The 16,660-nt window shown below is 70.5% G+C and carries 16 protein-coding genes; all 16 read left to right on the forward strand.

What is annotated here, in order from left to right:
* Positions 1 to 9: 9 nt before the first annotated feature.
* The 16 genes from IF09_RS0123440 (at position 10) to IF09_RS48000 (ending at position 16,653) form a co-directional block, all read left to right on the forward strand.
* On the forward strand, positions 10 to 1,623 hold the full coding sequence (locus IF09_RS0123440) for a GMC family oxidoreductase (RefSeq protein ID WP_030298785.1): 1,614 nt from the start codon (positions 10 to 12) through the stop codon (positions 1,621 to 1,623).
* Positions 1,616 to 2,227 carry a DJ-1/PfpI family protein gene (locus IF09_RS0123445; RefSeq protein ID WP_030298786.1) on the forward strand — a complete coding sequence of 204 codons (612 nt, stop codon included), beginning with the start codon at positions 1,616 to 1,618 and terminating at the stop codon, positions 2,225 to 2,227. Before IF09_RS0123440 ends, IF09_RS0123445 begins: the two co-directional genes overlap by 8 nt.
* Positions 2,227 to 2,658, forward strand: coding sequence for a VOC family protein (locus IF09_RS0123450; RefSeq protein WP_030298787.1), 432 nt, complete (start codon positions 2,227 to 2,229; stop codon positions 2,656 to 2,658). Before IF09_RS0123445 ends, IF09_RS0123450 begins: the two co-directional genes overlap by 1 nt.
* A gap of 1 nt (position 2,659) precedes the next feature.
* Positions 2,660 to 4,480: an AGE family epimerase/isomerase gene (locus IF09_RS0123455; protein ID WP_030298789.1), complete on the forward strand. Its 1,821-nt coding sequence runs from the start codon at positions 2,660 to 2,662 to the stop codon at positions 4,478 to 4,480.
* Positions 4,481 to 4,522: 42 nt separating this feature from the next.
* Complete coding sequence (locus tag IF09_RS0123460; RefSeq protein ID WP_051832763.1) at positions 4,523 to 4,900, forward strand: STAS domain-containing protein; 378 nt, start codon at positions 4,523 to 4,525, stop codon at positions 4,898 to 4,900.
* Complete coding sequence (gene glgX / locus IF09_RS0123465; RefSeq protein WP_030298793.1) at positions 4,897 to 7,032, forward strand: glycogen debranching protein GlgX; 2,136 nt, start codon at positions 4,897 to 4,899, stop codon at positions 7,030 to 7,032. The genes IF09_RS0123460 and glgX overlap by 4 nt, the downstream gene beginning before the upstream one ends.
* A 52-nt stretch (positions 7,033 to 7,084) precedes the next feature.
* On the forward strand, positions 7,085 to 7,396 hold the full coding sequence (locus IF09_RS0123470; RefSeq protein ID WP_030298794.1) for an STAS domain-containing protein: 312 nt from the start codon (positions 7,085 to 7,087) through the stop codon (positions 7,394 to 7,396).
* A gap of 5 nt (positions 7,397 to 7,401) precedes the next feature.
* Positions 7,402 to 7,866: an ATP-binding protein gene (locus tag IF09_RS0123475; RefSeq protein WP_234321115.1), complete on the forward strand. Its 465-nt coding sequence runs from the start codon at positions 7,402 to 7,404 to the stop codon at positions 7,864 to 7,866.
* A complete protein-coding gene (locus IF09_RS0123480) occupies positions 7,848 to 9,113 on the forward strand; it encodes a PP2C family protein-serine/threonine phosphatase (protein ID WP_051832764.1) in 1,266 nt (421 codons plus the stop codon). The genes IF09_RS0123475 and IF09_RS0123480 overlap by 19 nt, the downstream gene beginning before the upstream one ends.
* Complete coding sequence (locus tag IF09_RS0123485) at positions 9,113 to 9,856, forward strand: MinD/ParA family ATP-binding protein (protein WP_030298804.1); 744 nt, start codon at positions 9,113 to 9,115, stop codon at positions 9,854 to 9,856. The genes IF09_RS0123480 and IF09_RS0123485 overlap by 1 nt, the downstream gene beginning before the upstream one ends.
* A gap of 70 nt (positions 9,857 to 9,926) precedes the next feature.
* On the forward strand, positions 9,927 to 10,667 hold the full coding sequence (locus tag IF09_RS0123490) for a type 1 glutamine amidotransferase domain-containing protein (protein WP_030298806.1): 741 nt from the start codon (positions 9,927 to 9,929) through the stop codon (positions 10,665 to 10,667).
* Positions 10,668 to 10,700: 33 nt separating this feature from the next.
* Positions 10,701 to 12,185 carry an aldehyde dehydrogenase family protein gene (locus tag IF09_RS0123495; protein ID WP_030298808.1) on the forward strand — a complete coding sequence of 495 codons (1,485 nt, stop codon included), beginning with the start codon at positions 10,701 to 10,703 and terminating at the stop codon, positions 12,183 to 12,185.
* A gap of 67 nt (positions 12,186 to 12,252) precedes the next feature.
* Entirely contained in the window at positions 12,253 to 12,867 is a 615-nt protein-coding gene (locus tag IF09_RS0123500) for an NADPH-dependent F420 reductase (RefSeq protein ID WP_030298809.1), read from the forward strand.
* Positions 12,868 to 12,869: 2 nt separating this feature from the next.
* Positions 12,870 to 13,421, forward strand: a complete 552-nt coding sequence (locus tag IF09_RS0123505) for a (2Fe-2S)-binding protein (protein ID WP_234321116.1) — start codon at positions 12,870 to 12,872, stop codon at positions 13,419 to 13,421.
* A 5-nt stretch (positions 13,422 to 13,426) separates the two neighbouring features.
* Positions 13,427 to 15,832 (forward strand): xanthine dehydrogenase family protein molybdopterin-binding subunit, encoded by a 2,406-nt coding sequence (locus IF09_RS0123510; protein ID WP_051832766.1) that lies wholly within the window; start codon positions 13,427 to 13,429, stop codon positions 15,830 to 15,832.
* Positions 15,829 to 16,653, forward strand: coding sequence for an FAD binding domain-containing protein (locus IF09_RS48000; protein WP_030298816.1), 825 nt, complete (start codon positions 15,829 to 15,831; stop codon positions 16,651 to 16,653). The genes IF09_RS0123510 and IF09_RS48000 overlap by 4 nt, the downstream gene beginning before the upstream one ends.
* Positions 16,654 to 16,660 lie beyond the last annotated feature (7 nt).

The raw sequence follows: 16,660 nt of genomic DNA on the forward strand, positions 1-16,660 counted from the left end.
GGCCGACTCGTGGCGATCGCCGAGAGAGAAGAGTACGACTACGTCATCGTGGGATCCGGCACCGCGGGCAGCGTCCTCGCGAACCGGCTCTCCGAGGACCCGGACCTCTCCGTCCTGGTCCTGGAGGCGGGCGGCAACCGCATCCCGCCCGAGGTGGACGACCCGTCCTCCTGGTACAAGCTGCTCGGCGGGCCCGTCGACTGGGGTTACACCAGCGTCCCGCAGCCCGGGCTCGACGGGCGCCGTACGTACGAACCGCGCGGCAAGGCACCCGGCGGCAGCAGCAACCTGTACATCATGATGCACATCCGGGGCCACGCCTCGGACTTCGACAACTGGGCCTACCAGGGCGCCGCCGGCTGGGGGTACGAGGACGTCCTGCCGTACTTCGCCCTCCTGGAGGGCCAGGAGGACGCCATCGCGCCCACCACCGGCACCCGCGGCCCGCAGCGCATCACCAACGCCGGGCAGCACGGCCCCAACCCGGTCTCCCGCGCCTTCATCGACGCGGCCGTCGAACTCGGCCACCAGGAGATCGCCGACTTCAACACCGACGGGCCCCGTCGCGGCCTCTTCGGCACCGGCTGGCACCACATCGACGTGGCCGACGGGCGCCGCCAGGGCACCCTCGCCGCCTATCTGGAGCCGGCGCTGGAGCGACCCAACCTGACCCTGCGCACCAGCGCCCAGAGCACCCGGCTGCTCTTCGACGGCGACACCTGCACGGGCGTCGAGTACATGCAGCTCGCACCGCCCGCCGAATTCCCCGGCCGGACCGTGCGCGACGGCCACAGCGCCACCGCCGAGCCCGGACTGCACTCCGTACGGGCCCGCCGCGAGGTGATCGTGGCCGCCGGGGCGATCGAGTCCCCGAAGCTGCTGCTGCTCTCCGGCATCGGGAACCCCGAGCAGCTGGGCGAGCACGGCATCGAGACGGTCGCGGCCCTGCCCGGGGTCGGCGAGAACTTCCACAACCACGTCCTGACCGGGCTGATGGCCGAGGTCACCCAGGAACTCCCGCCGCCGGCCCAGAACCTGTCGGAGAGCGCTCTGTTCCTCTCGTCCCAGCCCGGTCTGCCCGCGCCCGACCTGCAGATCGCCTTCGTCCACGTGCCGTTCGACGTGATCGTCGGCAAGGACCACCCGAACACGGTGAGCATCCTGCCCGGTGTCGTACGGCCCGTCTCGCGCGGCTGGATCAGGCTCGCGAGCGCCGATCCGCTGGCCCACCCGCTGATCAACCCGAACTACCTGGGCGACCGGTGGGACCTCGAGCGGATGGTGCAGGGCATCAAGCTGGCCCGCGAGATCTTCGCGACCTCGGCCTTCTCGCCCTGGTACAAGCAGGAGCTCCAGCCCGGTCCCGGCTACGGCACCGACGAGGACCTGCGGACCTTCGCGCAGCAGAAGTCCGAGAGCTACCACCACCAGGCCGGCTCCTGCCGCATGGGCATCGACGACCTCTCGGTCGTCGACCCCGAGCTGCGCGTGCACGGCGTACGCAACCTGCGCGTCGTCGACGCCAGCGTGATGCCCGCGGTCCCGTCGGGCAACTGCCACACCGCCATCGCGATGATCGCCGAGCGCGCGGCGGACTTCCTGAGGGGGGTGTCCCGTGCCTGACGTCGTACTGCGCGAGGGTGCGCTGAGCGGGACCCGGATCGCGGTCCTGGTCGAGAGCGACTTCTACGAGCCGGAGATCTTCTACTACCAGCACCGGTTCGCCGAGGAGGGCGCCGAGGTCGACTTCCTGACCCGGCTGTGGGGCAACGACTCCATCACCTTCTCCGGGCACGAGTACCGGGCGCCGTTCACCGCCGACAAGTCCCTGGAGGGGCTGAGCGACGAGGACCTGCGCCGGTACGCGGCGATCATCGTGCCCTCGGGCATGGTGGCCGACCGGCTGCGCTACACCGAGGACGTCGACGTCCTCGCGCCGGCGACCGAGCTGCTGCGCCGGGCCTTCGAGGAGCCGACGGTCCTCAAGGGGATCATCTGCCACGGCATGTGGCTGGCCTCCTCGATCCCGGGCAAGGTGCGCGGCCGCAAGGTGGTCTGCCACAACAACCTCATCGGCGACGTCCGCAACATGGGCGGCGAGTACGTCGACGAGGACGTGGTGGTCGACGGTGACCTGGTCACCGGCCGCACCGGCGCCCACCACCACCTCTTCGCCCGCCGGATCATCGAGCTGATCGCGGCGGGGCGGGGCCGGGGGGCCGCCTGATGGCCGGGATGGTCTGGTCGCACGTGGGCCTGAACTGCACGGACCAGAAGACCACCGAGGAGTTCTACACCCGGTACTTCGGCTTCACCCGGGCCAGGGTGGTCGATCTCGGGGAGGCGCAGATCGTGTTCCTGCGCCGCGGTGACGCGTACCTGGAGCTCTTCGCGGCCGGCACCGAACCGGCCCGCCAGGCGCACGACGACGGGCCGCAGGCCCCGGGCCGGATGCGCCACCTGGCCTTTCAGACCGACAGCGTGGACGCGTTCCTGGCGGAGCTGGGCGACGCGGCCGAAGTGACCCTGGGCCCGCTGGACTTCGACGACTTCATCTGCGGCTGGCGGACCGTGTGGGTCCGCGATCCCGACGGGGTGATCGTCGAGGTCAGTCAGGGATTCGAGGACGACCGCTCACACGACAAGGACGGTGCATGACATGGCGGACGCCGTGAGCTTCTCCTTCTCCGACACCATCGCGGGCTACGTCGGCCGCTTCGACTCCGAGTCCCGCGTGCTGCGGCTGAAGACCTCGGACGGCCGCGAGTTCGACGTTTCCCTCGCGGGGGACCCGAGTGCCGAGCTGGTCCGCAACCTGGACGAGCCGTACATCGACGCCTCCGGGCACATCGACGAGATGCTCTCGCCGGGCCGGTTCCTCTTCGTCTACGGCGTCCACTACCCGGAGCACGGGGGCCGCTTCGAGGCGAAGCGCCTGGTGTTCCTGGGCCGCGGCGCCGAGGACTACCGGTTCGAGGAGGCCAGCTGGTGGGTCAAGCAGATCGAGTCGCTGGCCGACTTCTACAAGCGGGCGCAGTTCGGCGAGGGCCCGGTGGACTTCACCGAGTACCGCACCGAGATCCGGCTCGGCGGCGACAAGACCGCCAGCCACGTCCAGGAGACCGACACGATCTCCCGCCTGGTCTACGGCATGGCCTCGGCCTACCTGCTGACCGGCAAGGACGAGTACCTCGAGGTCGCCGAGCGCGGCACCGAGTACCTGCGCAAGCACATGCGGGTCGTGGACAGCGAGGAGGACGTGGTCTTCTGGTACCACGGCATCAGCGTCGACGGGGACAGCGAGCGCAAGCTGTTCACCTCGGAGTTCTCCGACGACTACGACGCGATCCCGATGTACGAGCAGATCTACGCGCTGGCCGGCCCGATCCAGACGTACCGCATCACCGGTGACATCCGGATCAAGAACGACGCGGACGCCACCATCCGCCTGTTCGACAAGTTCTTCCTGGACCGCGAGCAGGGCGGCTACTACTCGCACATCGACCCGATCCTGTTCAGCGCGGACCACGAGTCCCTCGGCGAGAACGCCGAGCGCAAGAACTGGAACTCGGTCGGCGACCACGCGCCCGCGTACCTGATCAACCTGTACCTGGCGACCGGCGAGCAGAAGTACGCCGACTTCCTCGAGTACACCTTCGACACCATCGCGGACAAGTTCCCGGACTACAAGAACAGCCCGTTCGTCCAGGAGCGCTTCTTCCGCGACTGGTCGCACGACACCGCGCACAGCTGGCAGCAGAACCGCGCGGTCGTCGGGCACAACCTGAAGATCGCCTGGAACCTGATGCGGATGAACTCGCTGAAGGCCAAGCCGGCGTACGAGGAGCTCGCCAAGAAGATCGGCGAGATCATGCCGGCGGTCGGCAGCGACGTCCAGCGCGGCGGCTGGTACGACGTCGTGGAGCGTGTGAAGGACGGGGACCAGGAGGCGTATCGTTTCGCCTGGCACGACCGCAAGGCCTGGTGGCAGCAGGAGCAGGCGATCCTCGCCTACCTCATCCTGAACGGCACGGTCGGGGGCGACGCCTTCCTGCGCGAGGCCCGGCAGGCGGAGGCCTTCTACAACACGTTCTTCCTCGACCACGACGAGGGAGCCGTCTACTTCAACGTGCTCGCCAGCGGTACGCCGTACCTGCTCGGCACGGAGCGGCTCAAGGGCAGCCACTCGATGTCCATGTACCACTCGGCGGAGCTCTGCTACCTGTCCGCCGTCTACAACAACCTGCTCATCAACGGGCGGGAAATGGACTTCCACTTCAAGCCCGACCCGACCGACCTGCCCGACCGCGTGCTGCGCGTCTCGCCCGACCTGCTGCCCGCGGGCTCGGTGCAGATCGCGTCCGTCGAGATCGACGAGAAGCCGTACCGGGACTTCGACGCCGACGGTCTCACCGTCCGGCTGCCCGACGTCCAGGGGCGGGTCAAGGTCAAGGTCCGGCTGCGCCCGGTGACTTCATAGCGCTCAACGGGGGGCGCCCCGACAAGAGGGGAAAGCAAAGCCATGTCTCTGAACGTCAAGGAACGCCGCAACAAGGGCGGTACCGTCCTCGTCGCCACCGGCGAGATCAACAGTGAGACCTCCGGACAGCTGCTGCAGGCCCTGCTGCCGCTGGTCCGCGAGGGCCGGCCGCTGCGCATCGACCTCACGGCCGTCACGTACGTGTCCAGCGCGGGCCTGCGCACCCTGCTCGTCGTCTACCGCGAGGCCCAGCACGCCGGGGTCGCGGTCACCCTGTACGGGGTGAGCGAGGAAGTCCGGTTCGTCATGTCGGCCACCGGCTTCCTCGACTTCTTCGAGACCGGTGAAGCGGCGGCCGCGGAGTCCAAGTCCAAGACGGCACTGAAGGCCGCTCCCATGCAAGACGTGGTCGCGCGATGACCGAGGCCCAGTCCGAGCAGGTCCTGCGCGTCGACGCGTACCCGACCCACGAAGTGGGCGGGTACCGCGTCCGCGCCGGCAAGCCGTTCCCCTTCGGGGCCAACGTGGTCCCCGGCGGGGTCAGTTTCTCCGTCTTCTCCGACCAGGCGACCACCATGACCCTGGTCATCTTCAAGCGCGGAGAGCCCGAGCCGATGGCCGAGCTGGAATTCCCCGAGGAGTTCCGCACCGGCAGCGTCTTCGCCATGACGGTCTTCGGCCTCGACCACGAGAACATCGAGTACGGGTACCGGGCCGACGGCCCGTACGACCCGGTCACCGGCCACCGCTTCGACGCCCGGCAGATCCTCTCCGACCCGTACGCCCGGCTGATCGCCGGCCGCGACGTGTGGGGCGTGGAGCCGGACCGAAGCCGCGGCTACCAGTACCGTTCGCGCGTCTGCCTCCAGGACTTCGACTGGGGCGACGACACGCCGCTGCGGCTCCCCGCCGAGGACCTCGTCGTCTACGAGACCCACGTGCGCGGCTTCACCCGGCACCCGTCCTCGCAGGTCACCGCCCCCGGCACCTTCGCGGGGCTGCGGGAGAAGATCCCGTACCTGAAGGAGCTCGGGATCAACTGCATCGAGCTGCTCCCGGTGTTCGAGTTCGACGAGAGCGACAACATGCGCTCCAACCCGGAGACGGGCGAGCACCTCTTCGACTACTGGGGCTACAACACCGTCTCGTTCTTCGCGCCCAAGGCCGGCTACGCGGCCACCGGACGCTACGGGATGCAGGGCGACGAGTTCCGCACCCTGATCAAGGACCTGCACGCGGCCGGCATCGAGGTCATCCTCGACGTCGTCTTCAACCACACCGCCGAGGGCAACGAGCAGGGCCCGACGATCTCCTTCAAGGGGCTCGACAACGCCACGTACTACATGCTCACGCCCGAGGGGTACTACTTCAACTTCAGCGGCACGGGCAACACGGTCAACTGCAACCACCCCGTCGTGCGCAACTTCGTGCTCGACTGCCTGCGCCACTGGGTCGCCGACTACCACATCGACGGCTTCCGCTTCGACCTCGCGGCCATCCTCGGCCGGGCCCTGGACGGCACTCCGCTGCCCAACCCGCCGCTGCTGGAGCTGCTCGCGTACGACCCGGTCCTGCGGCACACCAAGCTCATCGCCGAGGCCTGGGACGCCGGCGGCCTCTACGAGGTCGGCAACTTCCCGGCGTACGGCCGCTGGGCCGAGTGGAACGGGAAGTACCGCGACACCGTGCGCAGCTTCCTCAAGGGCGACCCCGGGGTGACCGGGGAGCTCGCCACCCGGATCGCCGGCTCGCCCGACCTGTACTCGAGCCGCGGCACCTCCGCCTCGGTCAACTTCCTCACCGCCCACGACGGTTTCACCCTGGCCGACCTCGTCTCGTACAACGACAAGCACAACGAGGCGAACGGCGAGGGCAACAACGACGGGGCCAACGACAACAACAGCTGGAACTGCGGGGCCGAAGGACCGACGGACGACCCCGAGGTCAACCGGCTGCGGCTGCGGCAGATGAAGAACGCCCTGGCCATCCTCTTCACCAGCCAGGGCATCCCGATGCTGCTGGCCGGCGACGAGGTCGCGCGCACCCAGCAGGGCAACAACAACACGTACTGCCAGGACAACGAGCTGTCCTGGTTCGACTGGAGCCAGGTCGACGACAACGCCGAACTGCTCCGGTTCACCCGGGAGATGATCGCCTTCCGCGGGCACCACCGCGAACTGCGCTCCACCTCCCACCCCACCGGCCAGGTCCGCGAGAGCCTCGGACTGCCGGACATCAGCTGGCACGGCGAGCGGGCCTGGCAGCCCGACTGGTCGGCGGAGAGCCGGCTGCTGGCGGTGGCCCGCTCCGGCACCGGGGACGACGACGTGGTGTACGTGGCCATGAACTCGCACTGGGAGCCGCACGACCTGGAGCTGCCCGCGCTGCCGCACGGGCGCAGCTGGCACCTGTTCGCGGACACCGGGGCCGAGGCCCCGCACGACATCCGCACACCGGGCGGTGAGCCCGAGCTGGAGAACGCCGGGAAGTACCTGATCGGTCCGCGCTCGGTCGTGATCCTGGTCGGCCGCACGCCCGATCCCGAGCTCTAGCCGCACCTGCCCTGACCCAACGCTCCCACCGTACGGCCGAAGGAGACCTCACATGCCGCTTTCCGTGTCCCTGAGCATCGAGGGCGACACCACCGTGATCGAGCTGGCGGGCGAGCTGGACGCCAAGACCGCGCCGGAGTTCCACCAGACCATCGAGAAGGCCGCCGGGCACGGCACCGGCACGGTCGAGATCAGGATGGCCGGTGTCGGCTACATGGCCAGCGCCGGACTGCGGTCCCTGGTCTTCGCCCAGCAGAAGGTGGCGGACCACGTGACCATCAAGGTGGTCGGCGCGATCGAGCCCGTGTCCCGGACCATCCGGACGGCCGGGCTGGACCGCAGCATCGTGCTCTCCGATGAGTGAATCGCATGAGTGACATGGTCGAACTGGCGAGGACGCCCGCCGAACTGGAGGTACCCGCCACCGTGGGGGCACTGGGCGACATCGCCTCGTTCGTCCTGCGGCTGGCCGGCCGGGCGGCGCTGGACAAGGGCGCCGCGTACCGGATCCGGCTGGCCGTGGACGAGCTGGCCACGAACATCGTGATGCACGGGTACCGGGGCGGCGACGGGCGGATCACCGTCCGCGGCCGCTCCGGTCCCGGCCGGGTGCAGATCTCCATCGCGGACTCCGCACCGGCCTTCGACCCCGTCGCGGGCTGCCTGCCCCCCGCCCCCGGGACTCCCCCCGAGCGGCGGCGGATCGGCGGACTCGGCATCCACCTGGCGCTGACCAGCGTGGACGAATTCAGCTACGAACGCAGGGACGGCCGCAACATCAGCACGCTGACTGTGAAGGCTGAGGGGACGGACCCATGCCCTCCACGACCGTGATCATCCTCGACGAGTACCCGCCGCCTCCGCCCGAGCTGCTCGACGCGCTCCGGTCGATGGACGCGGAACTCGTCGCCCGCACCCTGACGGAGCTGCACACCGGCACGCTGGAGGAGCTGCCCACCGCCGACGTGTTGCTCGCCCCGGCCGAGGCCGACGGCGAGTCGGTACGCCTCGCCGTACGGCGGCTGCGCCGCTGGGGCGGGGCCCCCATCGTGGTCGTCTGGACGGTGACGGAGTTCGCCGCCCTGGAGGAGCACGTCCGGCTCGGCCACGACTACCTCGTACCGCCCTTCCTGCCCGCCCTCGTCGGGGCCCGGCTGCACAGCTGCTCGGAGCGCGCCGGACTCGGGCGCACCCTGCGCGAAGCCGATGCCCGCGCCGAACTCATGGGGTACGAAAAGGAGTTGGAGATCGGCCGGGAGATCCAGGCCGGCTTCCTGCCGGAATCGCTGCCGGTCCCCGAAGGCTGGGAGATCGACGTCCGGTTCCGGCCCGCCCGGCAGGTCGCCGGGGACTTCTACGACGTCTTCGAGATCTCCCGCGGCCGCCGCCTCGCCTTCGTCGTCGCCGACGTCTGCGACAAGGGCGTCGGCGCCGCGCTGTTCATGGCGCTCATCCGCTCGCTGCTGCGGCACACCGCGGAGAACAGCGGACTGCAGCACCTGGTGGCCGCCGGACGGGCCGGCGGAAGCCGGCGGGTCCCGGTGGTCGGCGCGACACCGCTGCTCAACGCGGTCACCGCCACCAACGGCTACCTGACCCGCAACCACCTGAGACAGGGCTACTTCGCCACCCTGTTCTTCGGTGTGCTCGACCCGCTGACCGGCAGCCTCGTGTACATCAACGGGGGCCACAACGCGCCGCTGCTGCTGCGCGCCGAAGGCGGCGACCCGCTCGCCCTGGAGGTCACCGGGCCGGCCGTCGGGGTGCTGCCGGACTGCGTGTACACCCTCGGCTACGCCCAGCTGGACCCCGGCGACACCCTGTTCGCGTTCACGGACGGAGTGCCCGAGGCCCGCTGTCCGGCCGGCAGCTTCCTCGGTGACGAGCGGATGCTGGAGCTGCTCGCCGGCCCGCCGGTGAGCGGCAGGGAGGTGGTCGACCGGATCGACACGGCCGTACGGGAGCACACGGGCACGGCCGAACAGCACGACGATGTCACCATGCTGGCCCTGCACCGGCCACGTGCGGCGCGGGGGCCGCACGGGGACCGGCCCGCGGCGGCCCGTACGGCGGTGGCCTGATGACCCGGACCATCGTGGTGCACTCGCACCGCGGCGGCACCGGGAAGTCCTCGGTACTGGCGAACCTGGCCCTGCTCATCGCGGGCGAGGGACGCCGGGTGGGGGTGGTCGACACGGACATCCAGTCGCCCACCCTGGACCTGCTCTTCCGGCTCGGCCCGGGCCCCTCCCTGGCCGACTACCTGCTCGGGCGCTGCGAGATCGAGGCCACGGCCCAGCAGGCCGGCGTGCCCGGGCTGTACGTCGTACCGGCCCGGACCGGGACGGCGGCGCTGCGCGAGCTCATGACGAGCGGCTACGACGTGGGGCTGCTGCCGGAGGGCTTCGACCGGCTGGCCGACCACTACGCGCTCGACGTGCTGCTGCTCGACACCCACGCCGGGCTCAACAACGAGTCGGTGACCGCCATGGCGAGCGCCGACGTACTGATGATCATGGCCCGGGCCGACCGGATCGACCTCTCCGGAGTCGAGGAGACCATCGCCCTGGCCGGGCGGCTGCCCTGCCGGCGGACCCTGGTCATGAGCATGGCCCCCGAGGGCATCGACGGGGAAACGGTCCGCCGGCGCTGCGAGGAGGTGTACGGCGCCCCCCTGGCCGGAATCCTTCCGTATGTGCCGGAAATGGCCGCCCTGTGCGGTGAACGCATATTCGCCGAAGCGCACCCCGACCACCCCCTGGTCGGTGAATTCCGCACCATCATCTCCGCGTTGGACGCACCTCACGAAGTATCGCGCGCCTGACGCTCCCCCCTTACGCCCCCTGCGGGGGGCGTGTTGAATCGGCAGCGATTCCAGAACAAGGAGAGAAGTCATGAAGATTCTCGTCGTCATGACGGCCAAGGCAACGCTCCACCTGTTGGACGGGGAACAGCACCCCTCGGGATTCTGGGCCGAGGAATTCGTCGTCCCCTTCACCCTCTTCAAGGCCGCAGGCCACACCGTGGACGTGGCGACGATCGGGGGCCAGGCCCCCACGGTCGACCGGACCAGCATCGACCCCCAGTTCCTCCAGTGGGTCCGCCCCCAGGGCTCGCCGGACGAGGACGCGGCCAACGCCGCCGAGTACGTCAGAGTCATCGAGAACACCCCCCAGCTCAAGAACCCCCTCGCAGTGGAATCCCTCACCGAGAAGGACATCGCCGACTACGACGGCATCTACGTCAGCGGCGGCCACGGCGCGATCGGGGACCTGCCCAAGTCCGACGAGCTCGCCCAGATCCTGCGGTGGGCCATCGCCGCGGACAAACCGCTCGCCACCGTCTGCCACGGCCACACCTCCCTGCTCTCCCTGCGCGACGGAGAAGGCCACTGGCCGTTCGAGGGCTACCGGATGACGGCCTTCTCGCACAGCGAGGAGATGGTCACCAACATGGCCGGCCGGCTCCCGCTGATCCTCGAGGCCGAGCTCACCCGGCTCGGCGCGCGCTACGAGAAGGCCGAGGCGATCTGGGACTCGCACGTGGTCGTGGACCGCAAGCTCACCACCGGCCAGAACCCGTACTCCTCCAAAGCCCTCGCAGAGACGTTCCTGACGCAGCTCGCGAAGGGCTAGCACAGCCCCCGCATCCGACACCGGAAGGCAGCCATGACCAAGCGCGCGCTCAGCGACCAGCCCTTGGCCAACCCCGGGAAGCTGTTCATCGGCGGCACATGGGTCTCGGCCCAGGACGGCCGTACCGAACCGGACATCAGCCCCGTGGACGGACAGGAGATCGTGCCGGTGGCCCAGGCCACCGCCGCCGACGCGGACGCCGCCGTGGCGGCCGCCCGCCAGGCGTACGAGGAGGGTCCCTGGAGCAGACTGTCCGCCCAGGAACGCGCGCTGCGGCTGAACCGGGTCGGTGAGCTCATCGAGCGCGACCTGGAGGAGATCGCCCTGCTGGAGACGGTGGACATGGGCAAGCCGTTCGCCTTCTCCAGCACGGTCGACGCCCCGATGGCCGCCCAGCTCATGCACTACTACGCCGGCGCCGTGACCCGCGTCGACGGCTCCTCGCGGGCCCCGGCCGGCGGGCAGCTCGCGTACACCCTGCGCGAGCCGCTGGGCGTGGTCTGCGCCATCACCCCGTTCAACTTCCCGCTGCTGCTGTCGATGACGAAGATCGCACCGGCGCTGGCGGCGGGCAACACGGTCGTCCACAAGCCCTCCCCGGCCACCCCGCTCACCGCACTGAAGATCGCCGAGCTCTTCCAGGAGGCGGAGATCCCGGACGGCGTGCTGAACGTCATCACCGGTCCGGGCGTGGAACTGGGTGAGACCCTCACCGGCCACCCCGACATCGACAAGATCGCCTTCACCGGCTCCACCTCGGTCGGCCAGACGATCATCCGCAAGGCCGCAGGAACCCTCAAGAAGGTGACGATGGAGCTCGGCGGCAAGTCCGCCAACATCGTCTTCGCCGACGCCGACCTGGACGCCGCCGAGGAACTTGCCTTCTTCGGCATCTACTACAACAAGGGCGAGATCTGCACCGCGGGCTCCCGGCTGCTGCTCCAGCGCCCCATCCACGACGAGCTGGTCGAGCGCCTGGTCCGGCGCGCGGCCGCCCTCAAGCCCGGCGACCCGCGCGACCCGGAGACCCTGTTCGGGCCGCTGGCCCACCGCGGCCAGTTCGAGAAGGTCAGCTCGTACATCGAGGTCGGCGAGAAGGAAGGCGCCATGCTGCGCACCGGCGGCACCGGCTGGACCCCGGAGGGGGCCTCCAGCCAGGGCCTGTACTTCCTGCCGACGATCTTCACCGGCGTCGACAACGGCATGCGGATCGCCCAGGAGGAGATCTTCGGGCCGGTCCTGTCGATCATCCCCTTCGACACCGAGGACGACGCGATCCGGATCGCCAACGACAGCGCGTACGGGCTCGCCGCCGGTGTCCACACCAAGGACCTGCGGCGCGCCCACCGGGTGGCCTCGCAGATCAAGGCCGGCACGGTCTGGGTGAATTGCTACAACCAGTACGACCCCTCCGTGCCGTACGGCGGCTACAAGGCTTCCGGATACGGGCGCGAGTGCGGACCGGAGTCCCTCGAGAGCTACACCCAGACCAAGTCGGTCTGGATCGGCATGGACTGACGACAGACCGACAGGCCGACAGGCCGACTGAACGACAGACCGACCGAGCGACCGAGTAGGAGCGGCAATGCGCACAGGCATCATCGGCACCGGGCGGATCGGTTCCACCCTCGCGCGGATCCTGGTGGCGGCCGGACACGAGGTCTTGTTGGCCAACGCCCGCGGCCCCCGGTCCATCGGCCCGTTACTGGCCGAACTGGGTCCGGCGGCCTCGGCGGCGCACCCCGCCGAGGCCGCCGACCAGGCCGAACTGCTGGTGCTGATGGTGCCGTACGCGAGCATCCGCGGGCTCCTTGCGCCCGCGGCCGTACAGGACAAGGTGCTGGTCGACGCCACGAACGCGTTCGGCGGCGCGGGCGCACCCGCGGATCTGGGCGACCGCAGTTCCAGCGAACTGGTCGCCGAGTGGTATCCCGGCGCCCGCGTCGTGAAATCCCTGAACACCATGCATTTCGAGACTCTCGCCGTCGCCGGCACCGCGGGGGGCGAACGCCTGGCCCATTTCACGGCGGGCGATGACGAGAAGGCGAAGGAAATCGTCGCGGGAATCATCACGGATCTGGGATTCGCCCCCGTCGACACCGGCTCGCTGCACTCCGGAGGAATTCTCCAGCAGCCCGGCGGGCCCCTTTTCAACCGGCCGCTCACGGAAGCGCAGGCGCTGGCATGGATATCTCACTGAACGTGAACGGAAGACCCGAGCAGTTCTCGGCGGAGCCGAACGAACTGCTGGTGGAACGGCTCCGTGACGGCCTCGGGCTGACCGGCACCAAGGTCGGCTGCGACACCGGCCAGTGCGGGACCTGCGTCGTCCAGCTCGACGGCCGGTCCGTCAAGAGCTGTCTGATCCTCACCGCGTCGGCGGCCGGCTCCCGGGTCACCACCATCGAGGGCGTGACCGAGCGCGGCGGCGAACTCACCGGCCTCCAGGAGGCCCTGCGCCAGGAGCACGGCACCCAGTGCGGGTTCTGCACCCCCGGCATGGTGATGGCGCTCGGCGAGCTCGTCGAGAACACCGCCGACCGAGAGGCGCCCACCGAGCCCGAGATCCGCGAGTGGCTCACCGGCAACCTGTGCCGCTGCACCGGCTACCACAGCGTCGTACGGGGCGTGCAGCGCGCCTGCTCCGCAGCCCGGGCCGAGCTCCCCGAGGAGATCACCGAGGGCGCCGCCGTCGTTGCGTCCGCCGGGTCCGCCGCGTCCGCGTCGGCCGCCGCGTCCGGCAAGGAGGTGTGAGGGAGATGACCGCAGTGACGGGGGAGGTTCCCCTCCAGGGATCGGGCCTGCTCGGACAGCCGCTGGACAGCCGCGAGGATCCGCAGCTGCTGCGCGGCGAGGCCACGTACGTGGCCGACATCGACCTCCCGGGCACCGCCCACATGGCGATCCTCGGCAGTCCGGTGGCCCACGCGAAGATCCTCTCCATCGAGACCAAGGCCGCCGAGCAGCTGCCCGGCGTGCTGAAGGTGGCCACGGCGGCCGACTTCACCGGCGTCATGCCGCTGCCCTGCATCTGGATCCCCGGCGGGGTCGAGAGCCACTTCCCGCCCCACCCCTACGGACTTCCCGGCGCCCGCCCGGTCCTGACCGGCGACACCGTCCGGCACGTCGGCGACCCGATCGCCGTGGTCGTCGCCGAGACCCCGCGCCAGGCCGCCGCCGCGCTGGACGCCATCGCCGTCGAGTACGAACCGCTGCCCGTGGTCACCCGGGCCGACGTCGCCCTCGCCGAGGGCGCGCCCCAGCTGCACGAGGCCGTACCGGGCAACCTGAACGCGTACTGGACCTGCGGCGACAAGGACCGCACCGACGCGGCCGTCGCCGAGGCCGCGGTCACCGTCGAGCTCGACCTGGTGAACCAGCGCACCATCAACAGCCCCATCGAGCCCCGCGGCGCGGTCGGCGACTACAACGCCGCCACCGACGAGTACACGCTCTACGCCTCCACCCAGGGCCCGCACAACCACCGCTTCCTGCTCTCCGCCCTGGTCCTCGGCATCCCCTTCAACAAGCTCCGGGTGATCGCCCCGACCGTCGGCGGCAGCTTCGGCACCAAGGGCTACCTCTACCCCGACATGGCGCTGGTCCTGCTGCTCTCCAAGGCGCTCGGCCGGCCCGTGAAATGGGTGGACACCCGCACCGGCCTGATGAACTCCACCGTCCAGGGCCGCGACCACCGCCAGCACGTGGTGCTCGCCGGCACCCGCGACGGCCGCATCACCGGCCTGCGCGCCACCAGCTACGCCAACCTGGGCGCGTACCCCTCCACCATCGGCCCCGGTGTCGCCACCGCCCTGATGGGACGCTCCATCAGCGGCATGTACGACATCCAGGCCTCCTTCTGCGAGGTGTACGCCGCGTTCACCAACACCGTCCCGCTCGGCGCCCAGCGCGGCAGCGGGCGCGCCGAGGCCGCCTTCCTGATGGAGCGGCTCGTCGACCGGTACGCCTCCGAGATCGGCATGGACCCGGCGGCCGTCCGGCGCAAGAACCTGGTGCCGAAGGAGAAGTTCCCGTACGACAACGGCCTCGGCTGGACGTACGACTCCGGGGACTACCGGCTGAACTTCGACAAGGCGATGGAGCTGTCGGGCTACGCCGACATGCCCGCCCGCAAGGCCGAGGCCCGCGGCCGCGGCAAGCGGCTCGGCGTCGGCATCGCCACCTACGTGGCCATCTGCGGGGTCGGCCCCTCGACCCGGATGTCCAAGGAGGGCATGCTCGGCGGCACCTGGGAGAGCGCGAACATCCGCGTCCACCCGACCGGCGAGGTCACCGTCACCGTCGGCTCCGCCTCCACCGGCCAGAGCCACCACACGGTCTTCGCGCAGGTCGCCGCCGACGAGCTCGAGATCGACCCGGCCCTGGTCCAGGTGTACGAGGGCGACACGCTCAAGGCCCCGTACGGACAGGGCACGTACGGCTCGCGCTCCTACAGCATGGCCGCGCCCGCCGTCGCCCTCACCGCCCGGAAGGTCAAGGCCAAGCTGGTCAAGGCCGGGGCCGTGTTCCTGGGCGTCCCGGAGGAGAAGGTCGTCTACGCGGGCGGCAAGGTCTACGAGGACGGCAACGAGGAGAACGCCAAGACCTTCTCCGAGATGGCGATGGCCCTGTGGTACGGCTGGGGGCTGCCCCACGAGATCGAGCCCGCCATCGACGAGACCACCCACTTCGACCCGCCGGACTTCAACTACCCCTTCGGCACGCACGTCGCGGTCGTCGAGGTCGACGAACTCACCGGTGAGACCGAGGTGGTGGCGTACACCGCCGTCGACGACGCCGGCAACATCGGCAATCCGAAGATCGTCCTCGGGCAGATCGAGGGCAGCATCACGCACGGCCTCGGCCAGGCGCTGATGGAGGCCGCCGTCTACGACGAACAGGGCCTTCTCGTCAGCTCCGACCTGACCACGTACGCCCTGCCGCGCGCCGCGGACGTGCCGTTCTTCACCCTCGGCAAGACCACCACGCCCAGCCCGCACAACCCGCTGGGCGCCAAGGGCGCCGGCGAGATCGCCACCGTGCCGCCCGCCGCGGCCGTCGTCAACGCGGTCGTCGACGCCCTGTCCGACCTGGGCGTGCAGCACATCGACATGCCGCTCACCCCCGAGAAGGTCTGGCGCCGCCTGCGAGGAGAAGCCGAGTGATCCTCACCGAGTTCGACTACGTACGGCCCGCCGGCCTCGCCGAAGCGCTGACCCTGCTGTCCGGCACCCGGGGCGCCCGGGTGCTGGCCGGCGGCCAGAGCCTGCTGCCCGGGCTGCGCACCGGGGAGGACACCGCCCGGCTCCTCGTCGACGTACGCCACCTCGAGGAGCTCCGCGGGATCGAGCGGACCGCCGACGGGATCCGGATCGGCGCGCTCACCACCCTCGCCCAGCTCGCCGCCGACCCGGCCCTCCTCGCCGAGGCACCGGAGGTGGCGGCCGCCGCCCGGGCCAACGGGGACCCCCAGGTCCGCAACCTCGGCACCGCCGGCGGGAACCTCGCCGCCGGCGGGCGCGCCACCGACCTGCCGGTCGCGGCCATCGCCGCCGACGCCCGGGTCGAACTGGCCGGACCCGGCGGGCGGTCGACCGTGTCCGCCGAGGAGTTCACCGCCTCCGGGGTGCCCGCCGGGTCCGTGGTCACCGCACTGCTGGTGCCCGCCGCCGGTCGGGCCGCCGCCTTCGAGAAGACCGCCGACCGGGCCACGCGTTACCCGGTCTGCGCCGCCGCCGTACGGATCACCGCGGACGGGCCGCGCATCGCGGTCACCGGGGCCACCGCCCGCCCGCTGCGGCTGCGCGGGGTCGAGGACCGGCTGCGCGGGGGCCCGTACACGACGGAGGCCGTGCTCGCGGCCTTCCGAGCCGAGCCCAGGGAGCTGTTCGTCCCCGGGCGCGGCACCTCGGCCGAGTACCTCGGCCACCTCGCGGGGGTGCTCACCGCCCGCGCGCTGCAGAGGGCAGACCAGGCCCTCGCCTGACCGCCCA

Source organism: Streptomyces katrae, from assembly GCF_000717655.1.
In the GTDB taxonomy this organism is placed as follows: Bacteria; Actinomycetota; Actinomycetes; order Streptomycetales; family Streptomycetaceae; genus Streptomyces; species Streptomyces katrae_B.

Excerpts from the sequence above, each read along its gene's own strand:
- IF09_RS0123450 (WP_030298787.1), top strand. The coding sequence starts at position 2,227 with ATGGCCGGGATGGTCTGGTCGCACGTGGGCCTGAACTGCACGGACCAG.
- IF09_RS0123455 (WP_030298789.1), top strand. The coding sequence starts at position 2,660 with ATGGCGGACGCCGTGAGCTTCTCCTTCTCCGACACCATCGCGGGCTAC.
- IF09_RS0123460 (WP_051832763.1), top strand. The coding sequence starts at position 4,523 with ATGTCTCTGAACGTCAAGGAACGCCGCAACAAGGGCGGTACCGTCCTC.
- glgX (WP_030298793.1), top strand. The coding sequence starts at position 4,897 with ATGACCGAGGCCCAGTCCGAGCAGGTCCTGCGCGTCGACGCGTACCCG.
- IF09_RS0123470 (WP_030298794.1), top strand. The coding sequence starts at position 7,085 with ATGCCGCTTTCCGTGTCCCTGAGCATCGAGGGCGACACCACCGTGATC.
- IF09_RS0123475 (WP_234321115.1), top strand. The coding sequence starts at position 7,402 with ATGAGTGACATGGTCGAACTGGCGAGGACGCCCGCCGAACTGGAGGTA.
- IF09_RS0123480 (WP_051832764.1), top strand. The coding sequence starts at position 7,848 with ATGCCCTCCACGACCGTGATCATCCTCGACGAGTACCCGCCGCCTCCG.
- IF09_RS0123485 (WP_030298804.1), top strand. The coding sequence starts at position 9,113 with ATGACCCGGACCATCGTGGTGCACTCGCACCGCGGCGGCACCGGGAAG.
- IF09_RS0123490 (WP_030298806.1), top strand. The coding sequence starts at position 9,927 with ATGAAGATTCTCGTCGTCATGACGGCCAAGGCAACGCTCCACCTGTTG.
- IF09_RS0123495 (WP_030298808.1), top strand. The coding sequence starts at position 10,701 with ATGACCAAGCGCGCGCTCAGCGACCAGCCCTTGGCCAACCCCGGGAAG.
- IF09_RS0123500 (WP_030298809.1), top strand. The coding sequence starts at position 12,253 with ATGCGCACAGGCATCATCGGCACCGGGCGGATCGGTTCCACCCTCGCG.
- IF09_RS0123510 (WP_051832766.1), top strand. The coding sequence starts at position 13,427 with ATGACCGCAGTGACGGGGGAGGTTCCCCTCCAGGGATCGGGCCTGCTC.